This is a genomic window from Enterobacter sp. BIDMC 29 (assembly GCF_019378755.1).
Taxonomy (GTDB): Bacteria; Pseudomonadota; Gammaproteobacteria; order Enterobacterales; family Enterobacteriaceae; genus Enterobacter; species Enterobacter ludwigii.
Map to the genome: position 1 here is coordinate 4,739,489 of NZ_CP080000.1, position 20,696 is coordinate 4,760,184.

At 54.7% G+C, this 20,696-nt stretch carries 21 protein-coding genes; 12 read left to right on the top strand and 9 right to left on the bottom strand.

The annotated features are described in order from the left end of the window. The first annotated feature begins 58 nt into the window (after positions 1-58). From JTA15_RS20585 to JTA15_RS20620, 8 genes are all read left to right on the top strand, one after another. Positions 59-472 (top strand): DNA polymerase III subunit psi, encoded by a 414-nt coding sequence (locus JTA15_RS20585; protein ID WP_086463019.1) that lies wholly within the window; start codon positions 59-61, stop codon positions 470-472. Next, positions 441-884: a ribosomal protein S18-alanine N-acetyltransferase gene (gene rimI, locus JTA15_RS20590; RefSeq protein WP_014168518.1), complete on the top strand. Its 444-nt coding sequence runs from the start codon at positions 441-443 to the stop codon at positions 882-884. Before JTA15_RS20585 ends, rimI begins: the two co-directional genes overlap by 32 nt. Positions 885-903: 19 nt before the next feature. Beyond that, complete coding sequence (yjjG, locus tag JTA15_RS20595) at positions 904-1,581, top strand: pyrimidine 5'-nucleotidase (RefSeq protein ID WP_014168519.1); 678 nt, start codon at positions 904-906, stop codon at positions 1,579-1,581. A gap of 91 nt (positions 1,582-1,672) precedes the next feature. Continuing rightward, complete coding sequence (gene prfC / locus JTA15_RS20600) at positions 1,673-3,262, top strand: peptide chain release factor 3 (protein ID WP_014168520.1); 1,590 nt, start codon at positions 1,673-1,675, stop codon at positions 3,260-3,262. 303 nt (positions 3,263-3,565) lie between these two features. Beyond that, entirely contained in the window at positions 3,566-4,183 is a 618-nt protein-coding gene (gene osmY, locus JTA15_RS20605) for a molecular chaperone OsmY (protein ID WP_020885287.1), read from the top strand. A 129-nt stretch (positions 4,184-4,312) separates the two neighbouring features. Then, a complete protein-coding gene (locus JTA15_RS20610; RefSeq protein ID WP_003856556.1) occupies positions 4,313-4,474 on the top strand; it encodes a DUF1328 domain-containing protein in 162 nt (53 codons plus the stop codon). Between the two features lie 120 nt (positions 4,475-4,594). Further along, entirely contained in the window at positions 4,595-5,647 is a 1,053-nt protein-coding gene (locus tag JTA15_RS20615) for a patatin family protein (RefSeq protein ID WP_020885286.1), read from the top strand. Next, positions 5,644-6,426 (top strand): TatD family hydrolase, encoded by a 783-nt coding sequence (locus JTA15_RS20620; protein ID WP_032679583.1) that lies wholly within the window; start codon positions 5,644-5,646, stop codon positions 6,424-6,426. The genes JTA15_RS20615 and JTA15_RS20620 overlap by 4 nt, the downstream gene beginning before the upstream one ends. Here JTA15_RS20620 and JTA15_RS20625 read toward each other — a convergent pair. Both JTA15_RS20625 and JTA15_RS20630 read right to left on the bottom strand, forming a co-directional pair. After that, entirely contained in the window at positions 6,421-7,281 is an 861-nt protein-coding gene (locus JTA15_RS20625) for a YjjW family glycine radical enzyme activase (protein ID WP_219372669.1), read from the bottom strand. The two genes, JTA15_RS20620 and JTA15_RS20625, sit on opposite strands and share 6 nt — an antisense overlap. After that, positions 7,256-8,803, bottom strand: coding sequence for a YjjI family glycine radical enzyme (locus JTA15_RS20630; RefSeq protein WP_219372670.1), 1,548 nt, complete (start codon positions 8,801-8,803; stop codon positions 7,256-7,258). The genes JTA15_RS20625 and JTA15_RS20630 overlap by 26 nt, the downstream gene beginning before the upstream one ends. Positions 8,804-9,064: 261 nt before the next feature. Between JTA15_RS20630 and deoC the strand changes: the two genes are divergently transcribed. The 4 genes from deoC to deoD all read left to right on the top strand — a co-directional run bounded on the left by deoC (position 9,065) and on the right by deoD (position 13,327). After that, positions 9,065-9,844, top strand: coding sequence for a deoxyribose-phosphate aldolase (gene deoC / locus JTA15_RS20635; RefSeq protein ID WP_020885282.1), 780 nt, complete (start codon positions 9,065-9,067; stop codon positions 9,842-9,844). Between the two features lie 56 nt (positions 9,845-9,900). Further along, the gene (gene deoA, locus JTA15_RS20640; RefSeq protein ID WP_014168528.1) at positions 9,901-11,223 is read left to right on the top strand and encodes a thymidine phosphorylase; all 1,323 of its coding nucleotides are present in this window, start codon (positions 9,901-9,903) and stop codon (positions 11,221-11,223) included. 53 nt (positions 11,224-11,276) lie between these two features. Further along, on the top strand, positions 11,277-12,500 hold the full coding sequence (gene deoB / locus JTA15_RS20645; protein ID WP_020885280.1) for a phosphopentomutase: 1,224 nt from the start codon (positions 11,277-11,279) through the stop codon (positions 12,498-12,500). A gap of 104 nt (positions 12,501-12,604) precedes the next feature. Next, the gene (gene deoD / locus JTA15_RS20650; protein ID WP_013095492.1) at positions 12,605-13,327 is read left to right on the top strand and encodes a purine-nucleoside phosphorylase; all 723 of its coding nucleotides are present in this window, start codon (positions 12,605-12,607) and stop codon (positions 13,325-13,327) included. A gap of 46 nt (positions 13,328-13,373) precedes the next feature. On the opposite strand, the gene JTA15_RS20655 is transcribed toward deoD, so the two are convergent. The 7 genes from JTA15_RS20655 to JTA15_RS20685 all read right to left on the bottom strand — a co-directional run bounded on the left by JTA15_RS20655 (position 13,374) and on the right by JTA15_RS20685 (position 20,607). Continuing rightward, entirely contained in the window at positions 13,374-14,075 is a 702-nt protein-coding gene (locus JTA15_RS20655; RefSeq protein WP_040018575.1) for a DUF1120 domain-containing protein, read from the bottom strand. Between the two features lie 117 nt (positions 14,076-14,192). Beyond that, on the bottom strand, positions 14,193-14,762 hold the full coding sequence (locus JTA15_RS20660) for a hypothetical protein (RefSeq protein WP_255580127.1): 570 nt from the start codon (positions 14,760-14,762) through the stop codon (positions 14,193-14,195). Next, positions 14,759-17,173: a fimbrial biogenesis usher protein gene (locus JTA15_RS20665; RefSeq protein WP_219372672.1), complete on the bottom strand. Its 2,415-nt coding sequence runs from the start codon at positions 17,171-17,173 to the stop codon at positions 14,759-14,761. Before JTA15_RS20665 ends, JTA15_RS20660 begins: the two co-directional genes overlap by 4 nt. A 15-nt stretch (positions 17,174-17,188) precedes the next feature. Then, complete coding sequence (locus tag JTA15_RS20670) at positions 17,189-17,893, bottom strand: fimbria/pilus chaperone family protein (protein ID WP_044857710.1); 705 nt, start codon at positions 17,891-17,893, stop codon at positions 17,189-17,191. Between the two features lie 71 nt (positions 17,894-17,964). Continuing rightward, on the bottom strand, positions 17,965-18,681 hold the full coding sequence (locus tag JTA15_RS20675) for a DUF1120 domain-containing protein (RefSeq protein WP_014168534.1): 717 nt from the start codon (positions 18,679-18,681) through the stop codon (positions 17,965-17,967). Positions 18,682-18,933: 252 nt separating this feature from the next. Continuing rightward, on the bottom strand, positions 18,934-19,644 hold the full coding sequence (locus tag JTA15_RS20680) for a DUF1120 domain-containing protein (protein WP_014168535.1): 711 nt from the start codon (positions 19,642-19,644) through the stop codon (positions 18,934-18,936). 270 nt (positions 19,645-19,914) lie between these two features. After that, positions 19,915-20,607, bottom strand: coding sequence for a DUF1120 domain-containing protein (locus JTA15_RS20685; protein WP_113656601.1), 693 nt, complete (start codon positions 20,605-20,607; stop codon positions 19,915-19,917). Positions 20,608-20,696 lie beyond the last annotated feature (89 nt).

Below are 20,696 nucleotides of genomic sequence, written 5' to 3' on the forward strand. Positions count from 1 at the left end.
TGGCGCAGTTTCGACACATTTGCTATATTTGCGCGCCTGAGAGACAGGAGTTTTCCCTATGACATCCCGACGAGACTGGCAGTTGCAGCAACTGGGCATCACCCAGTGGGCCTTGCGTCGCCCGACGGCGTTGCAGGGCGAAATCGCCATCTCCATCCCTGCGCACGTCCGGCTGGTGATGGTGGCGGAGGAACTGCCTGCCCTGAATGAACCCCTTATTGGTGATGTCCTTCGTAGCCTGAAGCTGACCACTGAACAGGTTTTACAGCTTACGCCAGACAGGGTCACCATGCTGCCATCCGACAGCCGCTGCAACAGCTGGCGTATGGGAGACATCGATGAGGTCTCCCTGGAAGGGAGCCAGATCTGCTCGCCAGCGCTGGACGAACTGAAAGCCAACCCAAAAGCGCGCAGCGCGCTATGGCAACAAATCTGCGACTATGAACACGATTTCTTCCCTCACGACGCCTGATCTGACCGCGGCGTACGCGATTGAAACGCGCGCCCATGCTTTTCCATGGAGCGAAAAAACCCTCGCCAGCAATCAGGGCGAGCGGTATCTGAATTACCGTCTGGACGTCGACGGCACGATGGCCGCTTTTGCCATCACGCAGGTCGTTCTGGACGAAGCGACGCTGTTTAATATCGCGGTTGATCCCGCGTATCAGCGCCGGGGGCTGGGAAGAGAACTGCTTGAGTATCTCATTCGCGAGCTCGAAACCCGTGACGTTTTCACCCTGTGGCTGGAGGTGCGCGCGTCGAATGTCGCCGCCATCGCACTCTATGAAAGCTTAGGCTTTAACGAGGCGACTATCCGCCGTAACTACTACCCCACCGCAGAGGGACGTGAAGACGCCATCATAATGGCTCTGCCGCTTGGATAACTAAAATAAGGTTGTAACGATGAAATGGGACTGGATTTTCTTTGATGCCGACGAAACGCTGTTTACGTTTGACTCGTTTGGCGGCCTACAGCGGATGTTTCTCGATTATAGCGTTACCTTCACCGCTGAAGACTTTCAGGACTATCAGGCGGTAAACAAACCGCTGTGGGTGGATTACCAGAACGGTGCCATCACCGCGTTACAGCTGCAGCACCAGCGCTTTGATGTCTGGGCCGAGCGGTTAAACGTCAGCCCGGGTGCGCTTAACGATGCCTTCCTTAATGCCATGGCGGATATCTGCGCGCCATTGCCGGGCGCGGTTTCCCTGCTGGACGCCCTGAAGGGCAAGGCGAAGCTGGGCATTATTACCAACGGGTTTACCGCCCTGCAGCAGATCCGCCTTGAGCGTACGGGCCTGCGCGATCATTTTGACGCGCTGGTGATCTCTGAAGAGGTGGGCGTACCTAAGCCGGATCCGCGTATTTTTGATTATGCGCTGGAACAAGCGGGCAATCCCGATCGTGAACGTGTGCTGATGGTCGGGGACACCGCGGAGTCGGATATTCGTGGCGGGATGAACGCCGGCCTGTCGACCGTCTGGCTGAATGCACACGGTCGCACGTTGCCGGAAGGTATCCAGCCGACCTGGACCGTCACGTCATTGAACGAACTGGAGCAGCTCCTGTGTAAACAATGATTGCCTGCCCCCCATTGATGGGTAAAATAGCCGCATTTTTCGTATCCCATGATGCGCGGCCTGACGCCGCGCTTATATAGAAGATTTCATTATGACGTTGTCTCCTTATCTGCAAGAGGTGGCCAGGCGCCGTACTTTTGCCATTATCTCTCACCCGGATGCCGGTAAAACGACCATCACCGAGAAGGTGTTGCTGTTCGGACAGGCGATTCAGACTGCGGGTACCGTAAAAGGCCGTGGTTCCAACCAGCATGCAAAATCTGACTGGATGGAGATGGAAAAGCAGCGTGGTATTTCCATTACCACCTCCGTGATGCAGTTCCCGTATCATGATTGCCTGGTCAACCTGCTGGATACCCCAGGGCACGAAGACTTCTCGGAAGATACCTACCGTACGCTGACGGCGGTGGACTGCTGTCTGATGGTCATCGACGCCGCGAAAGGGGTCGAAGATCGTACCCGTAAGCTGATGGAAGTTACCCGTCTGCGCGATACGCCGATCCTCACCTTTATGAACAAACTCGACCGTGACATCCGCGACCCGATGGAGTTGATGGATGAAGTGGAAAACGAGCTGAAAATTGCCTGTGCGCCTATTACCTGGCCCATTGGCTGCGGCAAGCTGTTCAAGGGTGTCTACCACCTTTATAAAGACGAAACCTATCTCTACCAGACCGGTAAAGGCCATACCATTCAGGAAGTCCGTATCGTAAAAGGTCTGGATAACCCGGAGCTGGATGCGGCTGTGGGTGAAGAGCTGGCCGCGCAGCTGCGTGACGAGCTGGAGCTGGTTCAAGGTGCATCTCACGAATTCGACAGAGAACTGTTCCTGAGCGGTGAAATCACCCCGGTCTTCTTTGGTACCGCGCTGGGTAACTTCGGCGTTGACCATATGCTTGATGGCCTGGTGGAGTGGGCGCCACAACCGATGTCACGTAAAACTGACACCCGTGAAGTGGAAGCGAAAGAAGAGAAGTTCACCGGTTTCGTCTTTAAAATTCAGGCCAACATGGACCCGAAACACCGTGACCGCGTCGCCTTTATGCGCGTGGTGTCCGGTAAGTATGAAAAGGGCATGAAGCTGCGTCAGGTACGTATCGGTAAAGATGTGGTGATCTCCGACGCGCTGACCTTTATGGCGGGCGACCGTTCGCACGTTGAAGAAGCCTATCCGGGCGACATCATCGGTCTGCACAACCACGGTACGATTCAGATCGGCGATACCTTCACCCAGGGTGAAATGATGAAGTTCACCGGTATTCCGAACTTCGCACCGGAACTGTTCCGTCGTATTCGCCTGCGCGATCCGCTGAAGCAAAAACAGCTGCTGAAAGGGCTGGTTCAGCTTTCCGAAGAGGGTGCTGTCCAGGTGTTCCGCCCAATCGCTAACAACGATCTGATCGTAGGCGCTGTCGGTGTGCTGCAGTTCGACGTGGTCGTTGCGCGTCTGAAGAGCGAGTACAACGTGGAAGCGATCTATGAATCGGTTAACGTGGCGACCGCGCGCTGGGTAGAGTGTTCTGATGTGAAGAAATTCGAAGAATTTAAACGTAAGAATGAAGTGCAGCTGGCACTGGATGGCGGTGATAACCTGACGTATATCGCTCCAACCATGGTCAATCTTAACCTGACGCAGGAACGTTATCCTGATGTCCAGTTCCGCAAAACGCGCGAACACTGATCCCCTCTCAGAGCACGGCAATCGCCGTGCTCTTCTTTATTTCCTGTCTTATTAATCTCTTGCGGAATGTTCTTAATTCAACATTATTTCGCGTCTTTTGCTCGTTTTTTACCCAAATCTGAAAGCGGCACTGTGAGAGTGATCTATATTTAACTCAGTGTTTAACACCGGGCGTGGATGAATTAACTGTTCAATGCATGACTTTGGGTTCTCCATTTTGCCCGTGTGTTCATTCGCAATATATAAAACTAGCAATTAGGGAAGTATGTCGCCCGAATGACGGGTATACACAGGAATACATCGATGAATATGACAAGACTGAAGATTTCTAAAACTCTGCTGGCTGTGACACTGGGTAGCATCCTGGTAAGTGGTTCTGCTCTGGCTGAAACCAGCACTATGGATAAAGCGCAGTCCACCGCCGATACCGCAGGGCAAAAAATCGATAGCTCTATGAATAAAGTCGGTAATTTCATGGATGACAGCTCAATCACAGCAAAAGTGAAAGCCGCACTGGTGGATGATGAAGCTATCAAGAGCACCGATATTTCCGTTAAAACTGACAAGAAAGTTGTCACCCTGAGTGGTTTTGTAGAAAGCCAGGCCCAGGCCGAACAGGCGGTAAAAGTGGCGAAGGGTGTTGAAGGTGTAGCGTCCGTGAGCGACAAACTGCACGTTCGGGACAGCAAAAACGCGTCGGTGAAAGGGTATGCCGGAGATGCAGCCACCACCAGCGAAATCAAAGCTAAACTTTTAGCAGATGACATCGTGCCATCTCGTAAAGTGAAAGTGGAAACCACCGATGGTGTGGTTCAGCTTTCCGGTACGGTCGATTCTCAGGCGCAAAGTGAGCGCGCCGAGTCCATCGCGAAAGCGATCGATGGTGTTAAAAGCGTTAAAAACGATCTGAAAACGAAGTAAATCTGCACCATTCGCCCGTCTGGCTAACGTCAGCGGGCGAAATAAAAATGACTCTGGAAAATCGCCGGTGAGTGATCTGAGCGCGCTCACATTTAGCGGCCGACATTAACTATGGTAAAGGAGAAGCTTATGTTTCGTTGGGGCATTATATTTCTGGTTATCGCGTTAATTGCCGCCGCATTGGGCTTTGGTGGTCTGGCAGGTACAGCGGCATGGGCAGCAAAAATTGTCTTTGTCGTGGGTATTATTCTGTTCCTGGTCAGCCTGTTTACGGGTCGTCGACGTCCGTAGCAAACGCAATATTCCTTCAACAAAAAAAAGCCAGTCCTCGTGACTGGCTTTTTCTTGTTTCAGTCGCTGGTCGGGTGCGCTACTGTGTCATAACAGAAAAATGAAAACAGGAAAGCAGAGGTGGGGCAACGAATTCCCGTTACGCTCGGCAATATTGCGCCGCTGGCGTTAAAGCCGTTTCGCGCAGGCCCGCTTGCGCTGGTGTGTGAAGGTGGCGGACAGCGCGGCATTTTTACGGCCGGTGTGCTGGACGAGTTTATGCGCGCGCAATTCAACCCGTTTGACCTGTACTTCGGGACCTCTGCCGGGGCGCAAAACCTCTCTGCTTATGTCTGTAACCAGCCCGGCTACGCGCGAAAAGTGATCATGCGCTACACCACGGCGAAAGAATTTTTCAACCCGGTGCGCTTTGTGCGCGGCGGGAACCTGATTGACCTCGACTGGCTGCTGGATTCGACCTCAAGCCAGATGCCGCTGGCAATGGATACGGCGGCGCGCCTGTTCGACAGCGGAAAAGAGTTCTGGATGTGCGCCAGCCGTGGTGATGACTACACGCCGGGGTATTTCTCTCCTCAAAAAGAGAACTGGCTGGATATCATTCGCGCCTCCAGCGCCATTCCCGGTTTCTATCGTTCCGGCGCGCTGCTGGACGGCATCAGCTATCTGGACGGCGGCATCAGTGACGCGGTGCCGGTACAGGAAGCTGCGCGACGCGGGGCAAACACCATTGTGGTGATCCGCACCGTCCCGTCGCAAATGTACTATACCCCGCAATGGTTTAAACGCATGGAGCGCTGGTTAGGTGACAGCAGCCTGCAACACCTGGTCAACATCGCGAAGCAGCATGAAACGACCTATGGCGCCATGCAGCGCTTTATTGAAAAACCGCCGGGTAAGCTGCGTATATTTGAAATTTATCCGCCTAAACCGCTGGTCAGCATGGCGCTGGGCAGCCGCGTTCCTGCGCTGCGTACCGATTACAAAACGGGGCGTCTGTGCGGGCGTTACTTCCTGGCGACAATAGGCAAACTGCTGGCTGAACAACCGCCTATACATCGTCATAAAGCCATTATTACCCCACCAGCGGTGGTGGCGAATGATGCGCTGGCGATGCCGCTGGTGGATGCTCCGCAGGCGAATGACGCATTGTTAGATAATGAGGATCTGGCGTGACGTACCGGTTTATCGATACCCACTGTCATTTTGATTTTCCACCGTTTACGGGGGATGAAGAGCAAAGCATCACGCGAGCTGCACAAGCCGGCGTAGAGGCGATAATTGTGCCGGCGGTTGAAGCGGCATACTTTGAGCGGGTAGTGGATCTCTCAAGGCGGCACCAGGCGCTGTATGCCGCGCTCGGCCTGCATCCCATTGTGATTGAACACCATCTTGATGAGCATATCGACGCGCTGGACGCCATTGTGCAGACGGCTGGCGACAAACTTGTCGCCATCGGTGAGATCGGCCTCGATCTCTATCGCGACGATCCGCAGTTTGCGCGCCAGCAGACGATCCTTGATGCGCAGCTGCGGTTGGCGAAGCGCCACGATCTGCCGGTGATCCTTCACTCCCGTCGAACCCATGACAAACTGGCAATGCATCTGAAGCGTATCGATCTTCCGCGAAGGGGCGTTGTGCACGGCTTTTCAGGGAGCCTGCAGCAGGCGCAGCGCTTTATTGCGCTGGGCTATAAAATTGGCGTCGGGGGTACCATCACCTATCCACGCGCCAGTAAAACCCGCGATGTGATGGCGCAGCTGCCGCTCGAAGCATTATTACTGGAAACCGATGCACCGGATATGCCGCTCAACGGTTTTCAGGGGCAGCCAAATCGCCCGGAGCAGGCCGCTCGGGTCTTTGACACGCTTTGTGAGCTGCGTGAGGAGCCGGAAGAGGTGATTGCGCATGCCCTGCTGGAGAATACCCGCGCGGTATTTGGTATTACGTTATAGATAAAGCGCCGGTCGGATCACCATGATTTGCTGTTGTTCCAGCGCCCGCGCCAGCGGCTCAATATCTTCGGGCGTGGCGCTGCGCCAGGACGCCGCTTCACCGTAAACGCCGTGAGCATGAAAGGCGTTAATGCGTACCGGGACATTGCCCAACGCGTGGATAAACGCCGTCAGCGCTTTGAGATGCTCCAGATAATCACATTGCTCCGGGATCACCAGTAATCGCAGTTCCGCCAGCCGCTGGTGGTGTGCCAGCCAGCGGATACTGTGCTTAATCTGCGGATTTTCGCGTCCGGTCAGGAAGCGATGGTGTTCGTTCCCCCAGGCCTTCAAATCCACCATTGCCCCGTCGAATACCGGCAGCAGTTTTTGCCAGCCGGTTTCCCCTAACAGACCGTTGCTGTCCACCAGGCACGTCAGGTGTTGCAGGGCGGGATCGGCTTTGATCGCCGTGAAGAGCGCCACCAGGAACGGTAGCTGCGTTGTCGCTTCACCGCCGCTCACGGTAATGCCTTCAATAAAGGGTGCGGATTTAGAGAGCTGAGTGAGGATCTCGTCGACGCTAAAACGGTGCGCCATTGGCGTTGCCTGTTGCTGGCACAACTGCAGGCAGGTATCACACTGCTGACACTGACTCTCCTGCCACCAGACCCGCCCGGCCTGTATGTTCAGCGCATCGTGTGGGCAATGGGGTACGCAGTCGCCACAGTCGTTGCAGCGTCCGATGGTCCACGGATTGTGGCAGGTTTTGCAGCGCAGGTTGCAGCCCTGGAGAAACAGAGCCAGGCGGCTGCCCGGCCCGTCCACGCAGGAGAAGGGGATCACCTGACTAACTAAAGCGCATCTGCTGTTCATGGCTTATCACGCGTGGCTGGCGCTCCAGGATGCGGGTATGTCGGGCGGCTTCTTCTCCAAGCCAGGTGGTGTTAGTGCGTGACCCTGCTTCACGGTATTTCTCCAGGTCGGACAACCGGACCATATATCCGGTCACGCGTACCAGATCGTTACCGGCCACGTTGGCAGTGAACTCCCGCATTCCGGCATTGAACGCACCCAGACACAGTTGTACCACGGCCTGTGGGTTGCGTTTTACCGTCTCGTCCAGCGTCAGGATGTCGCTAATCCCGGCGTGATAGTGCTTGTGGTGTGGCGCCACGCTCAGCAGATGGCTAATCGGGTCCGGCTCCTCCCCGTAAGGCAACCGCGCGCCCGGCGTCGTACCGATATCAGAGCTTATTCCGGACTGGGCATGCAGCATCGCACGCTGTTTCCAGCCGTATTTCACCGGCGTGTTTTCAACAAACGCCGCGAGCTGTTCGCTGATCCGATACCCCAGCGCGTTGGCCTGGTCGTCTTTACCGTAACGGCCCGGTGAACCCGCTTTCTCACACAGCACGTTCACCGCTTCGGCCAGGCCGTACATGCCGAACATCGGCACAAAGCGGTCGGGATCAATCAGCCCCTCTTTGACGAGGAAGCTATTCTCAAAGAAGCCGGATTTTTGATACAGGAACTCGCAGCGGGCATTGATGACGGCCAGTTGCTGCTGGCAGTAGTGGGGCAACGTGCGGGTAAAAAAGTCTTCGGGCGAGTCGCTGTGTTCGGCAATGGCCTTCAGGTTAAGGCGCACCAGCGTGCTGCCACCGCCTGCCAGCGGCAGGGAGTTGTAACAACTCACGATGCCATAACGGCCTTTTGTGAAAATTTTATCATTCACCGGGCCGTTAGAAAGATGGGGTTTGCTGCATTCACAGAGATTTTCGGCCACCCTGAGCAGCAGTGAATCTGGTGTGATATCGGGATCATAAATAAAGGTCAGATTCGGTGCGACCTGCTTCAGCTCTGCATCAGCGCGTAAAATCGCGCGGGTAACGGGCGTGTCCGCCGGACCAATATTGGCATGCATAAACGCATCCGGAAGCGTTCTGTCGAGATAGCGCCAGAAACGTTTTATTCGGCTATCGATTTCTTCTTGTGTTAGAATACTAACATACGGTTGCAGTAATGCATCAAGATGGCCGAGGAAGACCGGCATCGATGTGACAGAAGGAACATGGTGGTACAGGATGGTCAGCAGTGAGAGCGCGTCATCCAGATCCTTTGCCCCTTCCAGTTCCAGCCATGCCGAGCCGTTGGCGAGGAATCTGGCGTAATCAGGCAGAACATAGCGCGGTTTATAAGGCGCATGGCCTTCGAACATGTCGCAGATAAATCCCTCTTCCAGCGCGGTGCGAGCGGCCTGAGGCAGCGCGGGGTAGGGAAGATGGTTCTCCGCCTCCAGCGCCAGAAAATGACGTTTTTGCTCGGGGGTCAATACCGGGCTTGTCACAATTTGCTGGCAACGTTGTTGCAGTGCGTGAGGGCTGGCGTGGGACATATTCGCTTCCTTTATGGTTCTGCGGATGATGACCGAATTGTAGGAAGTCATCCTGGGGCGACTTTTGATCCCACACCGGGTATCGCTGCTTTAATCAGCAGCGACAGCAGTAAAATTTGAAGTTCATCTCATTACAGTAATGCAAATTTGTACGCAGTTTTCATTAACTGTGATGAATGTCGAAGTGTAAGTGCGGCTGGATGTTAGAATAGTCACAGACCGCAAGGTGAAATTTATACGGCGATGCCGTTGGAGAATGTTATGACCGATTTAACTGCAAGCAGCCTGCGCGCGTTGAAACTGATGGACCTGACCACCCTGAATGATGACGACACCAATGAGAAAGTCATCGCCCTGTGCCATCAGGCGAAAACGCCCGTCGGGAACACTGCAGCCGTCTGTATCTACCCGCGCTTTATCCCCATTGCCCGTAAGACGCTGAAAGAGCAGGGCACGCCGGATGTACGCATTGCAACCGTGACTAACTTCCCGCACGGCAATGACGACATCGAGATTGCGCTGGCTGAAACCCGCGCGGCCATCGCGTACGGTGCTGACGAAGTGGACGTGGTATTCCCGTACCGTGCGCTGATCGCCGGTAACGAGCAGGTTGGTTTTGACCTGGTTAAAGCGTGTAAAGACGCTTGTGCAGCGGCAAACGTGCTGCTGAAAGTGATCATCGAAACCGGTGAGCTGAAAGAAGAAGCGCTGATCCGTAAAGCGTCTGAAATCTCCATCAACGCGGGTGCAGATTTCATCAAAACCTCTACCGGTAAAGTGCCGGTGAACGCAACGCCGGAAAGCGCGCGCATCATGATGGAAGTGATCCGTGATATGGGCGTGGAAAAAACCGTAGGCTTCAAACCTGCAGGCGGCGTGCGCACGGCTGAAGATGCGCAGCAGTTCCTGGCGATTGCCGATGAACTGTTTGGCCCGGCGTGGGCGGATTCCCGTCACTATCGCTTTGGTGCATCCAGCCTGCTGGCGAGCCTGCTGAAAGCGCTGGGTCACGGCGATGGTAAGAGCGCAAGCAGCTACTGATTTTTATCCTGCGGCGGGCCATCCGCCGCATTTAACCTGTTTTCTCGGGGGTTACCGTGTTTCTCGCACAAGAAATTATTCGTAAAAAACGTGATGGTCATGCATTAAGCGACGAAGAGATCCGCTTCTTTATCAATGGCATTCGTGATAACACCATCTCTGAAGGGCAGATTGCTGCTCTGGCGATGACCATTTTCTTCCACGATATGTCGATGCCTGAGCGTGTATCGCTGACCATGGCGATGCGAGATTCAGGAACCGTTCTGGACTGGAAAAGCCTGAACCTCAACGGCCCGATTGTGGATAAACACTCAACCGGCGGTGTAGGTGACGTGACGTCATTGATGCTGGGCCCAATGGTGGCGGCCTGTGGTGGTTATATCCCCATGATCTCCGGGCGTGGCCTGGGGCATACCGGCGGTACGCTCGACAAACTGGAGGCCATCCCGGGCTTCGATATCTTCCCGGATGACCATCGCTTCCGCGACATTATTAAAGACGTTGGTGTGGCGATTATCGGCCAGACCAGCTCTCTTGCTCCTGCAGACAAGCGCTTCTACGCGACCCGCGATATCACCGCGACCGTCGACTCTATTCCCCTGATTACCGCCTCTATCCTCGCCAAGAAACTGGCGGAAGGCCTGGATGCGCTGGTCATGGATGTGAAAGTGGGCAGCGGCGCCTTTATGCCGACCTATGAGCTTTCCGCGGCGCTGGCAGAAGCCATTGTGGGCGTCTCCAACGGTGCGGGCGTGCGTACTACCGCCCTGCTGACGGACATGAACCAGGTGCTGGCGTCCAGCGCAGGCAACGCTGTGGAAGTGCGTGAAGCCGTGCAGTTCCTCACCGGTGAATACCGGAACCCGCGTCTGCTCGATGTCACCATGGCCCTGTGCGTGGAGATGCTGATCTCCGGCAAGCTCGCCAGCGATGATGCCGATGCACGCGCCAAACTTCAGGCGGTGCTGGATAACGGCAAAGCGGCAGAGATCTTCGGCCGCATGGTAGCGGCGCAGAAAGGCCCGACCGACTTCGTGGAACACTACGCGAAATACCTGCCAACGGCGACGCTCAGCAAAGCGGTCTACGCCGATACCGAAGGCTTTGTCTCGGCGATGGATACGCGCGCGCTCGGCATGGCCGTCGTGTCGATGGGCGGCGGTCGTCGTCAGGCCTCGGACACCATTGATTACAGCGTCGGCTTTACCGATATGGCGCGTCTGGGTGACAGCGTTGATGGTCAACGTCCGCTGGCCGTGATCCATGCGAAAGATGAAGCCAGCTGGCAGGAAGCGGCGAAGGCGGTGAAAGCGGCCATTACGCTTGATGATAAAGCACCGCAAAGCACACCGACTGTCTATCGCCGTATCACCGAATAGCGGTATACTGATCTGATCGATAATTTTTGAAGCACTACGTACGGAGAACAATTATGAAACGTGCATTTATTATGGTGCTGGACTCATTCGGCATCGGCGCAACCGAAGATGCAGAACGTTTTGGTGACGTGGGTTCCGATACCATGGGTCACATCGCTGAAGCCTGTGCGAAAGGCGAAGCGGACAACGGTCGTAAAGGCCCTCTGACTCTGCCAAACCTGACCCGTCTGGGTCTGGTGAAAGCCCATGAAGGTTCTACCGGTAAAATTGCAGCCGGTATGGACGGCAATGCGGAAGTGGTAGGCGCGTACGCCTGGGCGCACGAGCTCTCTTCCGGTAAAGATACCCCGTCTGGCCACTGGGAAATCGCTGGCGTGCCGGTTCTCTTCGACTGGGGTTACTTCTCCGATCACGAGAACAGCTTCCCGCAGGAGCTGCTGGACAAGCTGGTTAAGCGTGCCAATCTGCCGGGCTACCTCGGTAACTGCCACTCTTCCGGTACCGTGATTCTGGACGAACTCGGTGAAGAGCACATGAAAACCGGCAAGCCGATTTTCTACACCTCTGCCGACTCCGTGTTCCAGATTGCCTGCCACGAAGAGACCTTTGGCCTGGATAAGCTTTACGAGCTGTGCGAAATCGCACGTGAAGAGCTTACCGAAGGCGGCTATAACATCGGTCGCGTGATTGCACGTCCGTTTATCGGTGATAAAGCGGGTAACTTCCAGCGCACCGGTAACCGTCATGACCTGGCCGTTGAGCCACCGGCACCGACCGTACTGCAGAAGCTGGTTGACGAGAAAGATGGCCACGTGGTGTCCGTGGGGAAAATTGCAGACATCTATGCCAACTGCGGTATCACCAAAAAAGTGAAAGCCACCGGTCTGGATGCGCTGTTTGACGCCACCATCAAAGAGATGAAAGAAGCGGGTGACAAGACTATCGTCTTCACCAACTTCGTGGACTTCGACTCCTCCTGGGGCCACCGTCGTGACGTGGCCGGTTATGCCGCGGGCCTGGAACTGTTTGACCGCCGTCTGCCGGAGCTGATGGAGCTGGTGGGTGAAGATGACATTCTGATCCTGACCGCCGACCACGGCTGCGACCCAACCTGGACCGGTACCGACCACACACGCGAGCACATTCCTGTGCTGGTGTACGGCCCGAAAGTGAAACCTGGCTCACTGGGCCACCGTGAAACCTTCGCCGATATCGGTCAGACTATTGCGAAATACTTTGGTACGTCCGACATGGAATATGGCAAGGCCATGTTCTAAACACATCCGGGCGTATCCCCTCTCCCTCCGGGAGAGGGAGAACACCATGCAGGCCGGGCAGGCGCCGCCGCCACCCGGCAAAAACACGATAAAAGGAACTGAAGATGGCAACTCCTCACATTAATGCCGAAATGGGTGATTTCGCTGACGTCGTATTGATGCCGGGCGACCCGCTGCGCGCGAAGCACATTGCAGAAACTTTCCTCGAAGACGTGCGTGAAGTGAACAACGTTCGCGGCATGCTGGGCTTCACCGGTACGTACAAAGGCCGCAAAATCTCCGTGATGGGTCACGGTATGGGTATCCCATCCTGCTCCATCTACACCAAAGAGCTGATCACCGATTTCGGCGTGAAGAAAATTATTCGCGTAGGCTCCTGCGGTGCAGTACGTATGGACGTTAAGCTGCGTGATGTGGTTATCGGCATGGGCGCGTGCACGGACTCTAAAGTTAACCGTATGCGTTTCAAAGACCATGACTTTGCCGCCATCGCTGACTTCGGCATGGTACGTAACGCGGTTGACGCCGCAAAAGCGCTGGGCGTAGACGCACGCGTGGGTAACCTGTTCTCTGCTGACCTGTTCTATGCACCAGACGGCGGCGAGATGTTCGACGTGATGGAAAAGTACGGCATCCTGGGTGTGGAAATGGAAGCGGCTGGGATCTACGGTGTCGCGGCTGAGTTTGGCGCGAAAGCACTGACCATCTGCACCGTGTCTGACCATATCCGTACGCACGAGCAGACGACCGCTGCTGAGCGTCAGACCACCTTCAACGACATGATCAAAATCGCGCTGGAATCCGTTCTGCTGGGCGACAAAGAGTAATGTTGTACTGCCGGGCGGCGTTCGCTGCCCGGCATGCTCTTCCCGGTTACAAATACACCACGCTGATGGTCGCCTGACCGTCAAACTCCGTATCTTCCGTTAAAGACAGATTCTTCAGATTCTCGACCGCCAGCGACACGTTCAGCGGGAAAGAGACGCTGGTGACCGCCATCGGGTCGTTTTTGCCCGCCGGCGCAACGCTCATCAGACCCAAATCTTTATTGGCGATGGTACCACCGTTGGCTTTCTGCCAGCGGCTCACGCCCGCTCCCGCGGTCACGGCCGTACGGATAGGCTCAGCGTTATTGCCGTTCGCCGTCACATCGCCTGGCGTGGTGTAGATGGAGTACGCGCCGATGTTTTTACCATCGTGCGTTTTGCCCAGCCCAAAGGTGCTCATCGCACCGCGAAGCTCACCGCCGTTAGCATTGGCGTTTTTCACCTTCAGGTTACTGCTGCCCGTGCTGGCGTTGGAATCGGTACGGTTATCCGCAATGCTCCAGCCCACCTTTGTTGGCGTAGGGCAGTTGATCGTTAGCATCACCCCTTTTTCGCCCAGCTGCGTGGCCTGGGTTTGCGACAAATCGCCAATATGAATCCTGCCAAAATCGATCACGCCATTATTGCTCAGCTCCGGTACACACGAGGCACCGGCAAGCGAGGCTTTGACTTTCAGCACGGCGGTATCGCCCGCGTGTGCGGATGTGGCCGCCAGGGCCAGCGCGACAACGAGTAAACATTTTTTCATTGTTAATCCTTAACATAAATAAAAAGCATGACATTGCGGGGTATTAACCCGTCAGTATTTGTAACGGTAGTGCTTTTCTACGCTTCACGCAGGCAGGTACCTGACGCGTGAATGGGGTTATTCCTGTGTTAATAATTCCCAGGCCATATTGCTCTCAAGAAGGGTATTGTCAGCAACATGACGAAGCTGGCTGTTATTAATGACGGGAACAATCTTAAGGGTGAAGCTCATGTGTTTACCCCGCACCGGCGCGGCATTTTTCCGGGCAACGAGACCTTCATTATTTTTGATAAACGCGCGTTGCGTCGGGCTGGAGGAGGGCGTAAAACCGATACGGTCCGTCGTTTTCGCCAGCGTGCAGGCATGCCCGTCAACCACCATATTGTCGGCAATAATGGCCAGTCGCCCGTCCTGACCAAAGAGAACCCCCCCGTTGACGCCGGCAGTGGACTGCAGAAACAGCGCCATCACTCTCGGCTCCGGGCAGAAGACGTTGGCCGTGATTTCTTTGGCCGGCATTCGGTTCCAGTTCTTCTGCGAGGCGGCGATATCCGACGGTTTGAGTTTTCCAAACGAGACAACAGGCTGCGAAAACGTAACCTGACACTCTTCACTGGACGCGCGTGCGGAGAAGAGCAAAATCATGCTGGCAAACGCCGCGAATAAAAGGGAATAACAGGTTTTCACTGGCACATTCCTTCTGCTTTTTCGTAATAGGACTCGGTATTTTTGTCTTCGCTGAGCGAATACGTGATGTGGCAAATTTTTGCCATGTTGTCGTCCACCACATACAGGGCGGGCGCATCCGTGGCGTCGGGAATAAACACGCTGCCGTTATCCATTACGCTCACGATATAACGACTGTCTTTATCCACCACGCTAAGCCCTCTGGCGAGCCATGACCCGTCAGGGCGTTTCACGCTAAGCATTAGACGACGCGTGTTCAGCACGTGGAAATCCACCTGCGCGAATGAGCCGTAAGCTGCGGAAACGGTCTGTATCCCGTTCGATAAATCCATTCCCTGTGGCAGGGAGCTGGCATCAATGACAATCTGAGAGGTTTGCCACTCGCGCAGACCCGGCACCACGGCTTGTCCCCACGCATCGGTCCAGACGGTTCCATCAGGCGTGGCGATTTGAATACCGCTTTCCGGCTCGCTTAATCGCGCAATGCCAAAGGTGTCTTTAATCGGGTAGGGTGCAAACGTAATGCCATGACCATGCAGGGCGATGCCGCCGCTGAGGGAGGTGCTGTAATTATGCTGGTTCCCGTCGTTCAGCCCTGCGGCCATGCCCAACTGTGTGTAGTGCAGGTTGGTGCTGACATTGCCGTTAAACGACTGGGTCTTGTCCTGATTGTCGCGATCGACCGAGAGGTTGTAATTGGTGTTCTGACCCCACGATCCGCTGTCCTGAATACCGAGGTTTTGTTTTTCACCCTGGCTGCGCATATAGGTACTGATGCGCTCAGTGCCAAACGGAATGACCAGATTAAGATAGAGCAGGTCGCCATCACTTGTGCCGCCTTTCTCCGTCTCACTGCTGCTGAGGGCGTGCTGCCAGTTCACTGAGAGCGACGTGTGCCCCAGACTCTTGCCCCAGGAGACCATCAGGTAGCGGGAGCTACTGCTCTCTTCATCCCCGGCATTCTCGCTGTACTGGAAAGAAAGCGAGCCAACCCACGCGTTGTTCCAGTTGAGGCTGGTATTCCAGGCGCTTTGATAGCGCTGGGATTCAGCGTCCATCGCCTCGTTTAACTCCCGGTAGCCGGTGCTGTAGGTTGATGCGCTGACCCCAAGCGTGAGTTGCTCGGGCAGGGAAAGGTGACTTTGCAATTCTATCTTGCGGCCATTTTGTTGACCGTAGAACTGCGCGCGGCTCATCTGAACGCTGGGAGAAAGGAGCCAGTACTCGGCTGGCGACCATTCCAGCATCGCCCCGAGGGCCTGATACTGCTCTGCCAGCACGCCCGCCGTGACGCCGGTGAGCTGGGGCGTAAACCGGGTTCCGTCAGAAAAATTAAATACCCAGGGCGACCCCTGTTCATCCCCGGTATCGCGAACTTTACCCAACGAGACGCTGAGCCCTTCGGTGCGCGTCATCCCGCTCACGTTCAGTGAGGAGGAGGGAACCGTAAACGTCGTGGTGGAACCGTCGGTTTCGACCACGCTGATGTCCAGATCCACGTTACCACGCACCACCGGGACATCGGTCAGAGTAAACGGACCGGCATTTACCAGCGAAGAGTAGATAACCTGCCCGGACTGACGAACGTCAACGCGCGCCTGGTTGGTGCGGGCGATGCCGGAAATGGTCGTCGCCGGAATATTCGGTTGCAGGCCCGTTTCCGGCAGGAACTGAACGCCATTAATTTGTGCGCCACTGAACAGCGCCGAGTTGACGTTAATCTGCCCCGCCTGAATGCGAAGTTTTCGTTCTTCGAAGACGTGTTCCGCGTAGGTATAGAGATTCTCTGTGCTGCGGGTTCCGTTATCGTCGGTCAGGATAAAGTTGCTGCGCAGCGTCCAGTTCGCCACGTTGAGACCGGCGCCAATATTGCCCTGGGAAAAGGTACTGTTTCCGCCGCTGCCGTACTCGTTGTAGTTGCTGAACGCACTGTAATTGATAAGGCCCGCCTCACCGCCGTGCGCGTAGTATTTCGCGGCATAAAAACCATTGTCCATCGCCTCTGCGGGAACATAAATCTCAAGCGACTCCGCGTTGGGCAGCAGCGTGACGGTGGCCGTCGGGTAATCTTGCAGAAGATTATGGCAGGGCTCTTTTGCATTGATATTCAGCGGAAGAAGACCTGCCGCACGGGTAAAGTCATCATCCAGACACAGTTGCCCTTCCTCTCCCACGCGGATCGCAAGCGTGCCTTTATCGACGCCGTTAATTTTTACCTGCACGGCATGCGGCCCCGGCAGGTATCGCTGGGCCTGGGAGAAGTAGTGGGCGAGGTTGGTGCTGATACCGCGGGTCGCCAGAATATCGGTATTAAAATCCATACCGGCCGCCGATACCGACTGGGCGGGCAACGTCAAAGCCCCCAGTATGGCGGCGCGAAGCGTCTGATTACGCAAAGAGAACTCAATCACCAAAACATCCCTGTCTTACTGGCGCGTCAGGGAAGCGGTAAAGCTCTCAACTTCAATCCCGTAGCGGCTGGCCGGATTGAACTCAATGGCGTTATCGGTGCCATTAACCGGGGTGTCGGTCTGCACCGTCATGGTCTCTCCCGGCAGGATAAACGTCTTGTTGACCAGACCTTCCGTATGCGAAGGCAGTAAGGTGACAGAGGTGGAGAAACGGACCACGTAGGCGGACGGATTCTGCACCTTGATCTCTTTCCCGGTGACTGACCAGGTCAGTAATTTCCAGGCGTCGGTGACCACCGGCAGATCTTTGGGATGGATCAGGACCGGTAAATCCTGACGCAGGTTGATCCCGACCTTCACGTTTTTATCCGTGCTCTTGGGCGGAATACCTTCGAACACCACGCGTTTGTACTGTTCAACGCTAAGCGGTTTGTCGGTTTCAAGAATAAAGCGAACCTGTTGCTCCTGGCCTGGCTCGAGGCGCACCACCGGCTGGGTGACGTTGAGTTTTACCCCCTGGTCGCCCCCGATATCCCGGATGGAGGTATAAAGCAGGGTGGGAATGCTGTCGGTGTTTTTCACGCTCATGACGCCGCCGTGGTTCGCTTCGTCAATCAGCAGCAGGGTGGTTTCAGGCACCATTCCGGCGGCAAAAAGCGAAGCCGGAAGGGCGAGGCACAGTGAGCAGATCAAACGTGTTGATGTGTGGATCGTAGACATAGTGGGTTTCATTCGCTGGTCAGGAAAAAAACTCCCCATGTAACTGGAGAGTTTTGCGTCAGGGGGCTGGATTAGAGGTAAACCAGGGTGATCGTTGACTGGCCTTCAAGCTCGGTTTTGTCGGTCAGGGTCAGCTTGTCGCTTGGGGCTACGGCCAGCGCAATCTTCAGCGGGAATGCCGCGCTCATGAAGGCTAAAGGTGCACGCTGGCCGCTTTTGGAAACGGTCATGACGTCGGTGCCATCGTTGGAGAGGATGCCGCTGGTCCACATGTTCATCCAGCTTCTGCTGCTGATCGTGCCGCCGGTATACAGGGTAGCCGCGATAGGCTGTACCGCCGCGCCGTCTGCGGTAACGGAGGTCAGGTAGGTAGAAATGGCATACGCACCGATGTTCTCGCCGGCGCTGGTTTTACCTACGCCGTTCAGTTGGCTGGAGCCAGAAGCCTGGCCACCGTTTGCGGTAGCGTTATCCACGTGGAATTGGTTGGCTGGCAGGCTGGCACCGGCGTTGGAATCCGCGCGATCGTCGTGAAGCGTCCAGCCCACGCGTGTGGCGGACTGGCACTTGATGGTCAGGGTGACATCTTTATGGCCTGCCTGATATGGCACGCTGGAGGAGAGGGAGTCCAGACCGATTTCACCGAAGTTGGCCAGACCCCCGTTGCTGATTTCCGGCACGCAGCCTGCGCTGGTCAGTGAGCCCTGTACTTTGAGCATGGCGGTCGGTTCTGCGCAAACGGCTGTTGCCGCCATGGATAGCACGGTGGCAAGAAGAAGCTTTTTCATTGTTATTCCTTAACCTGAAAGAGAGTGACTAAAAAAGATATTTTTAGTCCGCAAAGTGCTTGCATGAATACACGTGTTAAATAACAAGCGCCGCTGATTCTATTAATGATTCACAGAATGCAATAATTAGATTTTCTAACGAGCACATTGAGATTTTATTAAGTCATTACAATCAGATATGAATGGATTTATATTCTGCTTTAAAACGGCGGGATATCCCCGCCGGAGAAAAGAAAACATGACCTTAACGTATCAGAGATAAACCAGCGTAATGGTGGTTTCGCCGCTCAGTTGAGCTTCATCGGTCGTGGTCAGGCGATCGGTATTCACAATGGCCATCGAGACTTTAAACGGGAAGACGACGTTGGTAATCGCCAGCGGAGAAGATTTGCCTGGGGTGGTCGCCGTCATAATTTCTGCGTTACCGTTGGCAATAATACCGGTACTCAGGTTACGCCACATGTATTCGCCATTGCTGTTGACGTACGCCGGGGCATAAATGGCCTGAGCCGGAAGACCATTGGCGGTAACTTCATTCACGCGCGTTGCGATGGCATACGCCCCAATCTTTTCGCCCGCAGCCGTGGTGCCAACGCCATAGGTGGTGCCAGCGCCCCAGGCATCACCTCCGTTATCCGCCGCATCGCGGATGTAGAACTGGCTGGACGTCAGGTCATTTGCCGCATTGGTATCTTCTTTATTGTCCGCGATGCTCCAGGCCACTTTGGTCGCTGAAGGGCAGTTAATGGTTAACGACATGTCCTTTTGACCCATCTGATTCGTCTGGGTAGGAGAAAGTTGATCCAGGGCGATGGTGCCAAAATCGATAGAACCGCCATTGCTTAATTCAGGCGTACAGGACGCATTATTCATTTTGCCTTTCACCTTCATCACAACGGTAGAGTCGGCGAGCGCAGCGTGCGAAGCCACGGCAATCAGAGTGGCGAGAAGAAGTTTTTTCACTGTTATTCCTTAACCAAAAAGTGGACATTTTCTTATGTGCGTGTAATTAACGTATTGATTCACAAGCGCGGGAATTCTATTAATGGTCAGAGTTATTTGTGAAATGAGAAATTCTACACTCGGTTGTGAGTTTAATTAAGGGCTGTAAATACAATCATGTATGTATTTACGTCTTGCGAATAATATGATGGATGCAGTATGAATAAAGAATAAAAAACGGCGAATTAAATTCGCCGTCAGAGATACGTTATCGCCTGAGCGATAATTTAATTAGAGGTATTTCAGCGTAATGGTCGCCTGACCATCCAGTTCGGTATCTTCGGTAATGCTCAGTCTGTTGGTATTCCTGATTGCCATGGAGACTTTCATTGGGAATACGGCTTCGGTAAAGGCCATCGGCACGAGTTCACCCGGTTTGGCGACGGACATGGTTTCGTAGTCATCCAGAACAAGACGACCCGTCGTATTTTTATTCCATTTAGTCAGATTAGTGCCTCCCGCGGTAATCGCATCAGCAGGTGCGCCGTCTACCGTGACATATGGCAGGTTGGTATACACTGCCCATCCGCCAATCTTCTGGCCCTCTTTGGTAAAACCTAAACCGCTTGTGTACTGAGGGCTGAATGTCGAGCTGCCATCAACGGCAGAATCATCGACTTCAATATAATGGCCATCAGCCAGACTGTCTTTGCGGTTGTCGTACATTGTCCAGCCGACTTTGGTCGCAGAATTACAGGTAATTGTCATGGTGATATCACGCTGGCCGAGCTGGTTATCCTCAGTCGCGCTCAGTGAGCCCATTGATATTTTGCCATAATCTACTGCACCGCCGTTGCTCATTGTAGGAGTACATGACGCGTTGGTCAGTTTGCCTTTCACTTTCATGACGGCGGTGTTAGCCGCATGGGCTGCGGTCATGGACGTTGCCGCAGCGATGGCCGCGACAAGAAGAATTTTTTTCATTGTTGTTCCTTAACGAAGAGAAATTATAGAGCTGTCGACTAGTAATGTAATCAATAGGTTTTATATATGGGTGTAACCACGGGCAGTAG